Consider the following 15836-nt stretch of genomic DNA (forward strand, 5'->3'; position numbering starts at 1 on the left):
AACAAGTGTTCCGATTGTGAAGGCTTTGATACTATCGCTGCATCTATCCCCATGATGACTTGACCATCAAAGGGAGTTTTCCCCGTATGAACTACGATGGGACAGAAAAATCCGCTAGCGCACCGGTAATGTAACAACAGCACCATTCTGACGAATTTTAACCACAGATCCCTGCCAAACTTGGAATCAATACATTACATATTGATGAACAAGGGTTGAATTGATGGGACTAAGTGACTTAAGGCGAGCGAACAAACATATTGTTTGCAAAGTCGAAAGTGCCAGCTTCAACCTGAACTGCGATGCCTTTTCGGACGACAATTACCGTGACATTCAGTTCATCCTGCCGCTGGAGAGTATCAATGTCACTGAAGGTTTGATGCGTGGCGACGAGTTAAGGTCTGATGTCGACATCGTCGCGGGCGACGAATATCGTATCGCTTGCAACGCCTCTTGGAGTGCGGCCAAAGTATCCGACTTTCGGGGCCAATGGTCACTGAAACTTGAGCACGTGGAGATAGGTCAAAGGCACATTCAGATCACGCAAAAGTTAATCATCAATCTTATTTCTGATGACGGGGTGATAGTTAGAGCCATCCTGTTTACGCTTAGCGGTAAACTGAAGTTCAAACCGCTACTTTGGGTTGCGAGCAAGCTTTCTTCAGAGCGGAGTTACACAGTCATCCGCGTGAAGGAGGTTCCAGACGGCATTTTTGCAGAACTCACGCTTGGAGCTTAAGCTCCCTTTTCCCCGTTAGCTTCGGGCCAGGGGCAGGATCTCGGCGGTGCCGAGGGCCGAAAAGGAATTCGGAAGGGCGATATGGACAGTAAATTTCTGCGGTTTAGCAGTCTGGACCTGTCGCGGCCTAAAACTCTGAATCCTGACGGCCCAAAGTTGGGTGGCAGCGCAATTGTCAGGCGCACTTTATTTTAGACTGAGGGATTCCACGGGGGAGCAGGTCAGCGCGAATGTTTCGCACGCGAAACATTTTCCGCCACTTAGTACGGCTCTGAAAAGAGGCAACTGCTCCCACCTAACCAGAATCTATGGCCTAATTCCAAGACCCAAGTCTGCATTTTGGCTGTGGCTGTGGCTGTGGCTGTGCGATTGACGGTCGAAAAGAATATCTCGGGGAATTAGTCTGCGCTGACGTTAGATACTATTTTCGCTCCCACGCCAATTTTTATCCGTGCCCGTGTATCAAGCGCTTTGAATTGTTGATAAGCCACTTTGAATAGATCTATACGATTCGGGATCCTACAAAATTAGCCCCCAGCGGACCCAGTGTGCTTTACCCCAATGGGCTGGGTCTCTTCCTTCGCACTTTCTTGTTTTCCCCAAATTGGTGGAAACCGCCATGCCTTTAATCTTTTCGTATCCGTCATACTAATAAAGTACCGGCGTGCCTGATCCGTTTGACCATACTTCTCGATATAACTTGATAGAATTGTTTCTAGCTCTGCTATCCTTTTCTTCGACATCAGTGCCTCATCAAATTTCAACTTAAGCGCACTCTCTCTAACTTTTCTTAACAAAAAGTTAATGTACACGGTAAAACCTAAGCGTTGCTGGGTAGGATGATCTTTCATGAAGTGAATCTAGTGTAGGCGAATGATTTGACTGCCCTTTTGCTGCATTCTAGGCAGCAGACCGTCGACACGAGTGATTTTGCAGATGGTAATGCGGGCAGTGTGCCTAAAAGACAAGCCGGCCGAAAATTGATTTATAGAAGCGTTCAACAGCAAGTTCCGCGCAGAGTGCCTGAGCCCCCACTGGCTCTCGACGCTTGCAGATGCGCCGAAAAACTTGGAGGACTGGCATAGAGACTACAACGAGATTCGGCCACGCAGCGCGATCGGATACAACATTCCGGTCGACATCGATAATCGCGGCAGCGAAACCAGTCCCAGCCGTTCTCAGAGGCTAAAATCTGCATACTGACGGTTCAAGGTTGGGTAGCAGCACATTTGCTCCAATGCCTCTGGCGCCGGTTAGGGAAACTTGGGGCTCAGGTCAGACGCTATCCCATGAGAAGGCCAGCAACTGGCCTGCCATGTTTGTCCACCGCTCTGCTTTCCGCCATGGTGATCACGTGATCCGTCGCCATTTTTGCGCGCTCTGCCTTTGTGCCTTGCAGCGTTATTGGCCCCCCAACCGATACGCCTATCCGTGTGCCATACACAGAAGCGTTGCCTTGGAGCCTTCTTTCAATGTTCTTCTCGATGATAATCGCAGGCAGTTGGTTTGCAGAATTAACAGCAATCAGAAGGGTTGCGTTGTCGGTGTAGGCCATCACGGTTTGGTCAACACCAAGACAATCGGCCGCTACCGCTGAAACATCTTGGAGGAGCGAGACAAACTCTTGGGGTGAGGATCGCATCTGATCTGCTTCGATACCATCTATGATTGCGGCGAAAACTTGGATGTCTGTCACTCTTGTGCGGGGTGATTGGGTAAGATAATTTGAGAAGGCTGTGTGATCGATGAGACTTTTCACAACTTCGAGACGTAACCCGTCGGGCAATTCGAAGCCGTAGCAACGAATTGGACTCCAACCGTATCCCGTGCCTTCCTGTTTGCCATGGCTCGGCTCTCTCTGCACGTGGATCGCTTTCTGTGCCATCCGCAAGCGGGTGCCTAGCTCTTCAATTATGAATGGCTTGGTGGCATAATCAGTCGCACCGGCTCGGTAAGCGTCACCCATATGTGAAATGTCGCGCATCGCAGTCAGCATGACGATCGGCGTCTGGCAATATTGGGGTAACTGGCGAACACGTTTGCAAAGTTCGATACCATCCATTCCCGGCATGTTGATGTCGAACAAGAGGCAGTCGAAAATCATTCTGGTGTCGGCCAACAATCTCAGCGCCTGTTCAGCCGATGCAGCAGGAATAACTTCGAAAAAACCTACCTTCGCCGCAATCTTCGGTATTAGCTCCAGAATGAATGGGTCGTCATCGACGACAAGAATTCTCATTGAGGCGTTGATAGCCGCGCCCTGCTGTCTGGCCGAGGACTCACAAGAGCGCAGATATCCGGTCTCGTTCCAGTTGCCTTTGGCAGGTGGGGCTTCGCCGTGATTAATAAAGATGCCAGAGATCAACCGGGCAACAGGCAGCAGGATCACGGCGAAGGAGCCGACCAAGGTGTAAAGGCCTAGCGCTAGCCAGACTGTTGCACCAACGAGAAGGGCAGTAACGGATGCGAGCAGACCCGCAACGGCACCGACCAAGACATATCCAACTATCAAATGAGCATCTCCGACAATTCGATCTACCATTAAAACAACCTAACGTTGTTACTTAAGTTTGCCAATCAGTTCCGGACAGCATGCTTGGCACGTATTTTCTCCCTTGTTACGCGGGTTATAAAGTGGCCATATGAAAAGAGTCGCTCAACTTAAGGACGACATAGTTCGTAACATGAATGTTTGGTAACTACCTCGCTCAAAGCGCTGCCGCAGAGGTATTCCTGCAAAGTCAGCTGTTGTCTTGTTACATAACCGGAGCCAACTATGATCGCAGAAATTCAGACCTATTATCGATAAAGCTCGAGGCTGAGAGCCAACGACTAGAGCATTCAGTGTCGGATCTGACACTGGATAATCTGATCCTGACTGTGGCTGCTCTGCGAAACCTCTAAGCCTTTCCCTCTGCCGACGATGCATTGATCATGTGCGGCAAGCCCTAGCGACGTGACCGATTTTGACGCCATGTCGCACTATTCAGCGTTGAAACTCGGGTTGATCCCCGATCATGAACATCTCCTTGTTCCCAAACCTGGGAGTTAAGGAAAATGTCGCGCGAGAAACGGCATATCTACAGTTTAGCTCCCGCTGACTACGTATTCTCGCATTCTCCAGATTGGTGAAATCCACCATAATCTTCAGTCTTTTCGTTTCTGACATATTAATAAATATCGGCGCGCTTTGTCCTTTTGACCCGGCTTTTCAATTTAACTCGACAAGATCTTTGCTAGTTCGGCAACCTTTTTCCGCGACATCACGGCCTCACTGAATTCCAACTTAGCCTCACTTTGCCTGGCCTTTATTAACAAATGGTTAACGGACTCAGAATAGCCTTAACATTACTGGTTAGGATGCACTTTTATGAAATAAAGATAGGAGACTTTCGATGGAACACAATTTTGATCGCTCCAACGAGCGTATGGCTACTGCGATACAATTGGTGAGCACTTCTGCTGATGCTCGGGAGCAACTGAAAGCAGAATACCACAAGCGGTCTGATGCCGCGTTTGCCCCAGAGACGTTGAGAAATTTCCGACAGATTACAGCCATGTTCTGCAGTTGGTGTCGTGAAAAAGGCTATGATGCAGCCCCTCCGGTCGACCCCAAGGCGGTAGCCGCTTATGTTGATTACCTAGGAGGTAAGGTTAGGAGCACTGCGATTGGGGTCCGGCTTTGGGCTATCTCGGAAATGCATAGGGCTCAATTTCAGCCTTCAACCTGTAACCACCGGCTAGTCGAACTAGCGGTGAAGGCAGTGAAGCGTAAGTATGGTGCTGCAGTCCGACTAGCGCCGCCACTTGGAAAAAAAGAGATGATTGAGACAATTCAGAAATTAGGTAGCAGCCGATTGGAATTACGAGACAAGGCAGTACTCTGGGTTGCAACTGACAGTGGGTGTCGTGCGTCCAAGATTGTGGCTTTCAAGGTGAAAGATCTGGTTCGCCAAGATGACGGATCGAGCTTGCTCTATGTTAGCAGATCCAAAACAGATCCGTACGGAGAGGGTGCCTATTCATTTTTATCTGAGGCCGGGACGGAGGCTGTTTTGCGCTGGATTGAAACCGCTGGATTAGAATCTAGCGACCCTATTATTACCAAATCGCAGCCCAACTCGCAAATCCGGCACATGGACCCCGCAACGATATCGCGCATTCTCAAGCGATGCACAGGGCGATCGGAAGTATCTGCGCACAGCACGCGTGTAGGCGGAGTTCAAGATGCTTTCAGGCTTAGATGTGATCTATCATCCATCATGGTCGCAGGTCGCTGGAGTTCGCCCGAAATGCCTGACCGTTACGGTCGGCGCATCATGGCAAGCCAATCGACTTCAGCTCAAGTATCGGCTGCGTTCAGCAAATCACGGTGAGAGTTGATCGATACTCTGCACTTATATAGATGCTCAGAATGAACATTGCCCTAAGTTCATTTCAGCACTGTGCGGAGTCCTTGGGGTTAAATCTTTGGTCTTAGACTGCCATCTTGTCCATCATCATTCCCTGGAAAAACTCCGTCGGGGTTAGGTTTGCCAAGGCTAATGTGGCCTACGCCAACTGTATTCCTCCTGCCATTCTTCAAGTGTTTCGCGGGCATCGCGCAACGTCCCGAACAGCGTTTCGTTAGGTCATTCGCCTCGCAGCTTATATCCACTCCAATTCCGCCACAGTGCTAGGACCAGATACCTTCATGCGCGAAGTGCATCATTCCGGACGTTGCCTCAATGTTTGGCTTCCATGGCTGGGCACTATTGCGTGGCGGAATGAATGCGTCCGCACCGCGGTCAGAGATGGCATTATGGCATCCGCGCGTATTAATGCTCCATCTGCCGTCTCGCTGCCAATCTCCTGGTCGCGAGGGGTCTGATTGAGCATATGAGGTAACATTGTTGCATCCCGGCATTGCTGCCGCGGCACGGGCGCGAGCCAAGCCGCAAAGTCACGCCCTCGGCGGTAGGTCTTGAGGCGGCGCGAGGGCAACCAGAGCCGTGGCGATTAATGGCCCTATCACCGGAATTCTAATCAGAATGCGCCCCACCTTATTCTCTTTGGCACGCATGCTGATCTCAGCGTGAGCTTGGCGATCTGGTCGTCGAGGCAGGTCTTCGTTTCAACGAGGACCGGCAACGTCGCCTAGGCTTCCTCGGGCAAGCCGCTTGCAGGATCCTCTATGATTGCAATCAGACGCTTCGCTTTCGGTGCCCCCTGTGGAACCACCTCGCCGAATTCCATCAGGTGACCTAGCGTCAAGCCAAAGGCGTGCTTTCAGCACGACGCGCATCGAACGCTTAAGTGCGCTGCCCGATCAATAGCTCCCGGACCCGAAGACCATCGCCGCCGGTATCATTCTAGCGGTTCAGGTCTTGTGCTTCCAGCCAGACGTTCAACTCATCGAAGCTGCCAAACCTGGACGCAGGCACGAGAAAGTTCCGCCGCCCAAAGCCGCCTCTCATCGACGCTGCGCATCGCTTGTCGGCCAGCAGATTACACCTTTGACGTTGCCGCTATCGTTGCCCTTGCCGGGCCTACCGAACTTGTCGCCAAACAAGTAGTACAACTGCAACTCTGAAAAGACCCACATGCGTAACCGGGTACCGTCCAATGCCCGGCAGTGCCTGTTCTTATATGCCCAAGAGGAGCCAAGGATCTTCGTCATCGTGATCATTGTATTGTCATACAGGATCAATACTTGGACGCCACCGATGAACGCACCAGCAGAGGCATGCCGGTCGCAGAAGGCTTCTTCGGTCCCGCCGAATAGGCTTCAGGGCATTGTTTTACGCAGGCCAATTCCTTGTGCGATAGCTCAGGAGAGTCTTATCTGTGCATTCTATCATACTGAATCTTCAGCACAAATCCTCATCAGACGGCCACTTTCGCAACAAAGCATTGCAAAAATATACAACCTTTAGTATCATTAGTTAGATGATACACACGTACAGGTTGTTGCGCTTTCCTGTTGTTATCACAAATCTACATATCGAACATTTAAGAAGGGAAATGAGATGGCAACAACAGGCGTGCGCTCGACGGGTGGATATCAAAATCTTGCAGCTACGGGAACGGAGGGTCTCAGTGGTGGTGACGGCGATGATACACTTGAAGCGTCGGTAGCGGAAAGTGGACAAGTCCATTTGTTCGGTGGAATTGGGGACGACACTTTCATTTTGGATTTGACTAACAACAGCGGCCGACAAGGACATCATGCGTATGGTGGTGAAGGCTCGGATACGTTCAATTTTACGAACGTCCATCTAGTCAATTCGCCTGTGGTTGGTCGCTTAAATGATTTTGAGCCAAGCCGGGATGTGATCAAAATTGAAGGTCAAGTCATTGATTTGAAGAATCTGCCCTCAACGATAGCTCTTACAGATGGAAGTAGTATAATAGTTCGGGTTGTTGAACACATGTCTACCGGCACTTCGAATAGTGCCGATGTATTGGGGCTGGGGCCTCAGCATTTCTTGCAGATTGGTGACAACGTTTTCTATGCATTAGATGGTGCGCGAAATGGCGGCACGGAACACCACTTTATAAATGTTCCAAGCCCCTCAGATCTCACAGAAGTTATATACCTTAACGAAGTTAATTTTGTTCCTTTTGATTTCTACGATGATTTGGATCTGCGAATTCGGGTCGTCAAACATAGTGATGATGATTTTAACGGATGGAAGATATCAGAGTATATTCGCGGTCATGTGAATGGGAATATCGACGGGGAAGCAAGTGGTGCACATGAAACTATTTTTGCAGACAACGGAAACGACATCGTAGATGGTGCGACCGGCGACGATTTGATCTATGGCGGCAATGGAAATGATTTAATTGCAGGCGGAATCGATCACGATACATTACACGGAGAGCTTGGAAACGACAGGCTTTGGGGTGGAAGTGGAAATGACTCCTTAATTGGAGGGGACGGGAATGACACATTGGACGGTGGGTCAGGAAATGACACGCTTAAAGGTGGATCCGGCGACGATGACATCTTTGGCGGAAACCAAGACGACTTGATCTACGGAAACGGTGGTGCAGACAGCCTACTCGGAGGTTTAGGTGACGACGAGATACGCGGAGGAAGTCACGATGACACGCTTCACGGCGGGGATGGAGCCGATATACTAAAGGGAGAAAACGGAAACGACCTGCTTTATGGGGAAGCTGGGGATGATGCGCTCTCGGGGGCCAATGGAAATGATACCATTCTAGGTGGCGAGGGTGACGACAAACTCTATGGCCGGGCCGATAATGACCTCCTAGAGGGAGATGAAGGAGACGATCGCATTCAAGGTGACGGCGGAAACGACACTATGTGGGGCGGGAGCGGCGCCGACAGATTCGTGTTTAAAGACGGTGACGGAAGCGATGAAATCGGAGATTTCAATGTCTCGGAAATTGGTGAGGTTATCGATTTGTCTGACATTTCCAAGATCACCAGCTTTACCGACTTAATTGCCAACCATGCAACTGACGTAGGTCCCGACCTCGTCATAGATACGGGCGGCGGCAATCAGTTTAGAATTTATGATGTTCTCATGGCTGATCTCAGCGCTGACGACTTTGTATTCTGAACAACTAGATCTGCTGAAATAAGTCTCTTGGAAGCCAAAAAAGTTGGAACATTCTGATCATTGCTCATCGTATTCCACCGACGCCGACACTTATCATCCCGACAGATAAGTGTCGGCGAATATTGCAAAACGACACCAGCATGTCCGGGACCGCTCAGTCACCCACCACGGCGGCACCTTCGTCTACGATGAGGTCCCCTCCCCTCAGGCCCGGCTTTCCCGAATTGCGCACGGCGCGCCGCGCATCGCGCGGGCTCTACTGGTTCGTTGGCATTCTCAGCTTTTTTGTGAACCTGCTGATGCTTACCGGGCCGCTCTACATGTTGCAGGTCTACGATCGCGTGCTGGGCAGCCGATCGGTCGAAACACTTGTGGCGCTGACACTGCTGGTGGCGTTTCTCTTTGCGATGATGGGGATCCTCGACTTCTCCCGCGGTCGCGTCATGGGCCGGGTCGGGGCGCGGTTTCAGTCGTCGCTGGAGCGCCGAGCGTTCGACGCGGTGCTGCGCAAGTCCGCACGCAGTCCCGATCAGGGCAGCGCCACCGGGCTGAGCGATCTGCAATCGGTGCAACAGCTGGTGACTTCGCCAGTTCTGACGTCGGCGTTTGATATCCCTTTCACACCGCTTTTCCTGGCGACCATCTGGTTTTTTCATCCATGGCTGGGAGTTCTCGCGCTCAGTGGGGGAGCGATCCTCATCTTGCTCGCGGTGCTCAATCAGTTGGTCACGCGGCGGTCGGCGCAGGCGGCAGGCCGCGCCAGTGTCGACGCCGATTTGATGGCTGGCGAAATCCGGAACGAGGCTGATGCCGTACAGGCGATGGGCATGCGGGGCGCAGCCTTCGACCGCTGGCAGACAACACGCGCGCAGGCACTGACGCAGCAGGTCGGACTGGCCGACCGGGCCGGCACCTTTACCGTATCGATCAAGATGTTCCGCCTGTTTTTGCAATCAGCTATGCTGGGCCTCGGCGCTTGGCTGGTGTTGCAAAATCAGCTGACAGCGGGCGCGATGATCGCGGGCTCGATCCTGCTGGGCCGTGCGCTGGCGCCGGTCGAACAGCTGGTCGGCCAATGGTCCATGGTACAGCGCGCGCGGCAAGGCTGGTCCAGTCTCGGCCGCCTTCTGGCCGAGGTGCCGCCTGAAGCTGCGCGGACGGCTCTGCCCAAGCCAAAGGCGCGGCTTGAGATCCAAGGCGTCACAGTGGTGCCGCCGGGCGAGCGCGAGCCCACCCTGCGGGGCGTCACCTTTGCGCTGAAGCCCGGTCAGGCATTGGGCGTAATTGGTGCCTCCGGGGCTGGCAAATCGTCATTGGCACGGGCAATCACGGGTCTCTGGCCGCCCATCGCGGGCAAGATCCGGCTGGACGGTGCAACACTGGATCAATTCGCGCCGGATACGCTGGGCCAGCACATAGGCTACCTGCCACAGCGCGTGCATCTCTTCGCCGGAACCATCGCGGAGAACATCGCGCGCCTCTCAGCCTCCCCGGATGCCGAACAGGTCGTCGCAGCAGCACAGCGCGCCGATGCGCATGAAATGATCCTTAAACTGCCCAAAGGTTATGATACACAGATAAGCGCCGGAGGCGGTCGTCTGTCCGGAGGTCAGATGCAGCGTATTGGCCTCGCGCGGGCCATGTATGGCGATCCGGTTATCCTGGTCTTGGACGAACCGAACTCGAATCTCGACAACGAGGGCAGCGAGGCCGTCAACGTCGCCATCCGCTCTTTCAAAGAAGCCGGTAAGACTATCCTGATCATGGCCCACCGCCCCGCTGCGATCAAGGAATGCGATCTGCTGCTGATGCTCGAAGGCGGGCAGGTGCGGAGTTTCGGCCCCAAGGATGGGGTGCTGCGCGAGGTTGTGCGCAACCGCACCCAGATCTTGCAATCGGTCGGACAGGGGGGCGTGCAGTGAGTGACGAATCCGAATGGTCTGCGCGCTGGCCAATAACAGTCGGGGTCACGGGGCTGGTAGTGCTGCTTGGCGGCTTCGGTGTCTGGGCTGGTTTTGCCAGTATCGCCGGGGCGGTCATCGCGCAGGGGCAGGTCGAGGTCGACCAGAACCGGCAGGTCGTACAGCATCCCGATGGGGGCGTGGTCGAGGCGATCCTCGTGACCGAGGGCGCGCGCGTCGCGGCAGGCGACACGCTCTTGCGGCTGGACCCGACACTACTGGCCTCTCAACTAACCATCACCGAAAACCAGCTCCTTGAACTGATGGCCCGACGCGGACGCCTTGAGGCCGAGCGTGACGACCGCAGCGAGATCACCTTCGATCCGCTGCTGCATGAGATGGCCGGGACACGCCCCGTTGCAGTCGAGTTGATGGATGGCCAAACCCGCCTCTTGGCCGCTCGCGCCGAGACGGCCGCAAATGAGACGGAGCAGCTGGGCAAACGCCGTATGCAGATCACCGACCAGATCAAGGGCATCGAGGCTCAGCAAATCGCGCTGAGCCAGCAGAGCGATCTCATCATTGAAGAGCGCGACACGCAACAATCGCTTCTGGACAAGGGGCTGACGCAGGCGTCGCGGCTGCTGGCCCTGCGCCGCGAAGAGGCCCGCATGGCAGGCACGTTGGGCGAACTGACGGCTCAAAAAGCACAGGCCAAGACGCGCGTCACCGAAACCGACATCGAACTGTTGAAGCTCGGCGCGATGCGTCGTGAGGAGGCCATCACCACCCTGCGTGACCTGCAATATCGCGAATTGGAGTTGCGTGAGAAGCGCGTGGCCCTGATTGAACAGCTCAGCCGCCTCGACATTGTCGCACCGGTTTCAGGGGTGGTCTTCGGCCTTCAGGTCTTCGCGCCCCGGTCGGTTCTGCGTCCCGCCGATCCGGTCCTCTACATCGTTCCGCAGGACCGCCCACAGGTGATCACCGCGCAGGTGCCGATCACCGATATCGACCTTTTGCATCTGGGACAGGACGTTATCCTCCGGTTCTCGGCGCTCGACCAGCGCAAGACGCCCGAACTGGTGGGCGAGGTCGTGCAGGTTTCCGCCGACGCCTTCCGCGATGAAACAACCGGCGCCAGCTACTACCGCGCCCGCATCATCCTAAGCGATGAAGAGCGCAGCCGCCTTCCCGAGAATACGGCGCTGATCCCCGGCATGCCGGTCGAGGCGTTTTTCCGCACTAGTGATATGACCCCCATCGCGTATCTCGTGAAACCCCTGGCGGACTATTTCGCGCGCGCCTTCCGGAATTGATAAGTACAAAGTTCCGGCCTCCGGACTGTTGCGTTGTCGAGGCTGTAAGGTGCGGTTGCTCGCGGGACATCCTATTTGTTGATTATAGCTTTTCTCTGAGCGCTACGTAAGGCGTCTTTCCATTGTGCGCACCGTGCGGTCTGTGGAAGTTGTAAAAGCACTCCCAATCGTCGAGTTTTGCTTTGAGATCAACATCGCCTTTGTAGCTAAGCAGTTGATAGAAATCCTGTCCATCCGACCGATGCGAGCGTTCCACTTTGCCGTTCAGCTGGGGCGTATCAAGCTTGATGTAGGCGTGGCGGATGCCAAGATCCTCGACATACCAATGGAATTTCGCTTGGAACTCATGGCCATTGTCCGCTGCAGTTGATTGCAAAGCAATCAATGAGAGGGCGTCATGATTTCGCGGATGCGTAATGGGAACTTTTCAGTGATATGATCAACGAAATTGATTACTGCCCGGCAGGGCATTGCGTAGCAATGTCCCGAGAGGGGGCGTTGGCCTGGGCATGTTTCTGGTATACTTTCAACGCCCGAACCCGCGTTGCATCATCGATGGCTGTATACTGACAACGGCGAACCTTTCCCCCTGTTTGCCTTTGAAGGTCAGGAACTTAACATCCATCTGGATGTGATGACGCGGAACCTGTTTTTCATAGCGCTTTGTGTGAACCTTGCGCATCCGATTGCCTCGAGAAAGTCGGTTTAAGCCATTGCGCCGTAAGATGCGCGAAACTGTGGCGTCAGACATTTTAATGTCGTGATAGCGCTCCAGATACCAAACGATCCGCATCGGCCCGAGATGATATTTGCGACGAAGATAAAGGACTTTCTCTTCTCGTTCAGGCGGCGTTCGATTGGCGTGCCATTTTGGGAAAGCTGGATCGGCCGATCCCAAAATAGTGGCAAGTTTTGGAGACATGGCCGATCTCCTCGGCATATCTACAGCTACTGGCTTGAGGTGACGGGCTTCTCGAATAAGCTAAGGATCGATATTTGCTAGGTCCGCTTCAGAAGCCCTTAACTACGAGCATAGACATCCTCGTATCGGATGATGTCATCCTCACCGAGGTAACTGCCGGTCTGCACCTCGATCAGGACCATCGGCAACTTGCCGGGATTTTCCATCCGGTGGACAGCACCGAGCGGAATATAGATAGATTGGTTCTCGCTTAGCAGTTGGACGTCCTCGTTCACCGTAACGCGGGCAGTGCCTTCGACCACTATCCAATGCTCCGAGCGGTGGTGATGACTTTGCAAACTGAGCGCCGCACCGGGATTGACCACAATCCGCTTTACCTGAAATCGCCCGCCGACGACGAGGCTCTCGTACCAGCCCCAGGGGCGGTAATCGCGCGGCAGTTGCACCGCTTGCGACGCGCCGCGCGCCTTCAGTGCGATCACAGCCTCCTTGACGCGCTGCGCCTCAGATTTATGCGCGACCAGTACCGCATCGTTCATCGCGATGGCGACGATATCCTTTAGCCCGATTCCGACCAGCTCCAGCCCCGGCGTCTCCGAGCGTAGGAGTGTATCCTCGCAGGAAATCGCGATGGCGTGGTCCGAGCAGACGTTGCCCTGCGCGTCGGGGCCGGATTCTAGCCAGACCGCATCCCAGCCGCCCAGATCAGACCAACCGGCGGCAAATGGCATGACGACCAGCTTGTCCGCCTTTTCCATGATCGCGTAGTCAATCGAGATGTCATCGGCCTTAGCCCACGCATCCGGCTCCAGCCGCGTAAAGCCCAGATCGCGATTGGCACCAGCCAGCGCCTTGCCTACCGCGTCCAGCATTTCGGGCGCGTCCTTGCGGTAGGCCTCTATCACGGTTTTGGCGGTAAAAAGGAAAATACCTGCGTTCCAGAGGAAGTTACCGGCCGCCAGCATGTCTTTGGCGCGCGCAGCATCCGGCTTCTCAATAAAGTCAGCAAGGCTTTGGGGGGTGCCCGCGCTGGCATCGGCGCCGGGCGCCAGCTCAAGATAGCCATACCCGGTTTCGGGGTGGTTGGGCACGATGCCGAACGTCACTAGATCACCGGCCTGCGCGCGCGGCGCGGCGGCGGTGATGGTGGCGCGAAAGGCGTCTGCGTCGGGGATGACATGATCCGAGGGCGCCACTAGCATCAGCGCGGCCGGATCTGTTTCGGCCAGCCACAGCGCAGCGGCCAGCACGGCGGGGGCGGTGTTGCGGCCCTCAGGCTCGATCAGGATGCCTTGGGGCGCCAGCGCGGCCTGCGCCAACTGCTCGGTCACAATAAAACGGAACGGATCGCCCGTCACGATCAGCGGCGCGGCAAAGCCTTCGCCAGACAAGCGGCGGGCGGAGGCCTGAAACAGGCTCTCGTCGCCCATGAGCCGCGCGAATTGCTTGGGGTATGACTTGCGCGACAATGGCCATAGCCGGGTGCCTGACCCGCCGCACAAAAGAACTGGATGAATCATAACACAACCTTTTCAGTGTCTTTCTAAGGTGAACCCAAGCCGGGTGTCCCAAGGGATGGTCGCCGGGAGCCTTGATCTTGTCATGGTCCGCCCCCGTAGTCTACTGCACGCCGGCGCGGCGCTATCAGCTCTTGAGCAAGCCTAGCAGATAGTCGCCGTAATCGTTCTTGGCGAATTTCGTCGCCCGCTCGCGCAGGTGTTCGGCGCTGATCCAGCCCTTGTTATAGGCGATCTCATCGGGGCTACCGGTCTGCAATCCCTGCCGCTGCTCCAGCGTGCGCACGAAATTGCCGGCATCCAGCAGGCTGCCATGGGTGCCGGTATCCAGCCACGCATAACCCCGGCCCATCTGTTTTACGCTCAGTTGCTCGTCGGCCAGATACATCTCGAGCAAGGTGGTGATCTCCAGCTCGCCGCGCGCGGACGGTTTGACTTGGGCTGCGCGTGCGGGCGCTGTTCCATCCAGAAAATAGAGCCCGGTAACCGCGTAGGATGAGGGCGGCACGACCGGCTTTTCCACGATTGCGCGCGCGCGGCCGGTCTCGTCGAAATCAACGACGCCGTAGCGCTCGGGATCGGCCACGCGGTAGCCAAAGACGGTGCCGCCGACAGTCTGCTTGCTGGCCTCGCTTAGCAATTCGGGCAGGCCATGCCCAAAGAAGATGTTGTCGCCCAGCACCAGCGCGCTGGCGGCGCCTGCCAGAAAATCCTCGGCCAGAATATAGGCCTGGGCCAATCCATCAGGGCTGGGCTGGACGATATAAGTCAGCTCCAGTCCCCATTGGCTGCCATCGCCCAGTGTGCGGCGGAACTGTTCCTGATCGTGCGGGGTGGTGATGATCGCGATCTGCCGGATGCCCGCCAGCATCAGCGCCGTAAGCGGGTAGTAAATCATCGGCTTGTCGTAGATCGGCAAGAGCTGTTTGGACACGCCAAGCGTCACCGGATATAGCCGCGTGCCCGACCCGCCTGCCAGAATGATACCTTTGCGCTGCGTCATGGCTATGATGCTCCTAGATCGGTCAGAATGTCGGCCAGCCCATCGCGCCAATCGGGGCGGGGGATGCCAAAGGTGGCCATGGCCGCGCTACAGTCCAGCCGCGAATTCATCGGGCGCTGCGCGGGCGTGGGATAGGCGCTGCTGGGGATGTCGGTGATTGTGCAAGGCAGGCCCGCCTGCGCGAAAATCTCGCGCGCGAAATCGGCCCAGCTGACATCGGGCGCGCCCGAGAAATGATAGGTGCCCGCCTTGGTCGGTGCCACAATAAGCTGGCCCGCGATGGCAAGGCAGGCATCCGCGATACCCGCCGCCGGGGTCGGCCCGCCGATCTGGTCGGCGACGATATTCAGCGCGTCCCGCTCGGCCCTGAGGCGCAGCATCGTGCGGACAAAATTGCTGCCATGGGCCGATACCACCCACGACGTGCGCAAGATGGCATGGACGCCGCCCGCGGCGCGCACTGCCGCCTCGCCCGCCAGCTTGGTGCGTCCGTAGGCGCCCAAGGGGGCGGTGGGATGATTCGGCGCAAAGGGCACCTGCCCTGCCCCGTCGAACACATAATCGCTCGAGATATGCACCATTGGGATACCGCGCGCGGCGGCTGCCTGCGCGATCGCACCGGGGGTATCTGCGTTGACGCACATCGCCGCCGCCTCGTCCTCTTCGGCGCGGTCGACGGCGGTGTAGGCAACCGCGTTGATGATTGCGTCCGCGTCCGTTTTGGCGACATGCGCGGCGCAGGCGATGGGATCCGTAAAGTCCGCCACATCGCGGCCCAGCACCTCTAGCACGGCATCCCCTGCCCTGCGCTGCACCTCTTGGGCGACTTGGCCCGTCTGTCCGAACAGCAGGATTTTCATT

Annotated in this window: 11 protein-coding genes and 3 pseudogenes; 6 read left to right on the forward strand and 8 right to left on the reverse strand. The window is 55.5% G+C overall.

The features are described 5' to 3' along the window. Nucleotides 1-223: 223 nt before the first annotated feature. Entirely contained in the window at nucleotides 224-739 is a 516-nt protein-coding gene (locus MK6180000_RS12480) for a hypothetical protein (protein ID WP_138935033.1), read from the forward strand. A gap of 527 nt (nucleotides 740-1266) precedes the next feature. Here MK6180000_RS12480 and MK6180000_RS12485 read toward each other — a convergent pair. After that, complete coding sequence (locus MK6180000_RS12485) at nucleotides 1267-1590, reverse strand: hypothetical protein (protein WP_138935034.1); 324 nt, start codon at nucleotides 1588-1590, stop codon at nucleotides 1267-1269. A 133-nt stretch (nucleotides 1591-1723) separates the two neighbouring features. Between MK6180000_RS12485 and MK6180000_RS12490 the strand changes: the two are divergent. After that, nucleotides 1724-1942: pseudogene (locus MK6180000_RS12490) on the forward strand (integrase core domain-containing protein); the annotation flags it as partial. A 79-nt stretch (nucleotides 1943-2021) separates the two neighbouring features. On the opposite strand, the gene MK6180000_RS12495 reads toward MK6180000_RS12490, so the two are convergent. Further along, a complete protein-coding gene (locus MK6180000_RS12495) occupies nucleotides 2022-3281 on the reverse strand; it encodes a response regulator (RefSeq protein ID WP_138935035.1) in 1260 nt (419 codons plus the stop codon). Between the two features lie 853 nt (nucleotides 3282-4134). Here MK6180000_RS12495 and MK6180000_RS12500 point away from each other — a divergent pair. Next, entirely contained in the window at nucleotides 4135-5115 is a 981-nt protein-coding gene (locus MK6180000_RS12500; RefSeq protein WP_138935036.1) for a tyrosine-type recombinase/integrase, read from the forward strand. A gap of 165 nt (nucleotides 5116-5280) precedes the next feature. Here MK6180000_RS12500 and MK6180000_RS21015 read toward each other — a convergent pair whose 3' ends face one another. Then, entirely contained in the window at nucleotides 5281-5358 is a 78-nt protein-coding gene (locus MK6180000_RS21015) for an integrase core domain-containing protein (protein WP_138936491.1), read from the reverse strand. A 75-nt stretch (nucleotides 5359-5433) separates the two neighbouring features. Beyond that, nucleotides 5434-5638, reverse strand: a pseudogene (locus MK6180000_RS20700) (IS5/IS1182 family transposase); the annotation flags it as partial. A gap of 1109 nt (nucleotides 5639-6747) precedes the next feature. Between MK6180000_RS20700 and MK6180000_RS12510 the strand changes: the two are divergent. From MK6180000_RS12510 to MK6180000_RS12520, 3 genes are all read left to right on the forward strand, one after another. Then, nucleotides 6748-8313 carry a calcium-binding protein gene (locus MK6180000_RS12510; protein ID WP_138935037.1) on the forward strand — a complete coding sequence of 522 codons (1566 nt, stop codon included), beginning with the start codon at nucleotides 6748-6750 and terminating at the stop codon, nucleotides 8311-8313. Between the two features lie 188 nt (nucleotides 8314-8501). After that, on the forward strand, nucleotides 8502-10235 hold the full coding sequence (locus tag MK6180000_RS12515) for a type I secretion system permease/ATPase (RefSeq protein WP_138935038.1): 1734 nt from the start codon (nucleotides 8502-8504) through the stop codon (nucleotides 10233-10235). Then, nucleotides 10232-11533, forward strand: coding sequence for an HlyD family type I secretion periplasmic adaptor subunit (locus MK6180000_RS12520; protein ID WP_138935039.1), 1302 nt, complete (start codon nucleotides 10232-10234; stop codon nucleotides 11531-11533). Before MK6180000_RS12515 ends, MK6180000_RS12520 begins: the two co-directional genes overlap by 4 nt. An 82-nt stretch (nucleotides 11534-11615) precedes the next feature. Here the strand turns inward: MK6180000_RS12520 and MK6180000_RS12525 are convergent. From MK6180000_RS12525 to rfbD, 4 genes and pseudogenes are all read right to left on the reverse strand, one after another. Next, nucleotides 11616-12462, reverse strand: a pseudogene (locus MK6180000_RS12525) (integrase core domain-containing protein). Between the two features lie 91 nt (nucleotides 12463-12553). After that, entirely contained in the window at nucleotides 12554-13975 is a 1422-nt protein-coding gene (locus tag MK6180000_RS12530) for a mannose-1-phosphate guanylyltransferase/mannose-6-phosphate isomerase (RefSeq protein ID WP_138935040.1), read from the reverse strand. 124 nt (nucleotides 13976-14099) lie between these two features. Continuing rightward, on the reverse strand, nucleotides 14100-14975 hold the full coding sequence (rfbA, locus tag MK6180000_RS12535) for a glucose-1-phosphate thymidylyltransferase RfbA (protein WP_138935041.1): 876 nt from the start codon (nucleotides 14973-14975) through the stop codon (nucleotides 14100-14102). A gap of 2 nt (nucleotides 14976-14977) precedes the next feature. Further along, complete coding sequence (rfbD, locus tag MK6180000_RS12540; protein ID WP_138935042.1) at nucleotides 14978-15835, reverse strand: dTDP-4-dehydrorhamnose reductase; 858 nt, start codon at nucleotides 15833-15835, stop codon at nucleotides 14978-14980. Nucleotide 15836 lies beyond the last annotated feature (1 nt).

The sequence above is a fragment of the Roseovarius arcticus genome (genome assembly GCF_006125015.1).
Classification (GTDB): Bacteria; Pseudomonadota; Alphaproteobacteria; order Rhodobacterales; family Rhodobacteraceae; genus Roseovarius; species Roseovarius arcticus.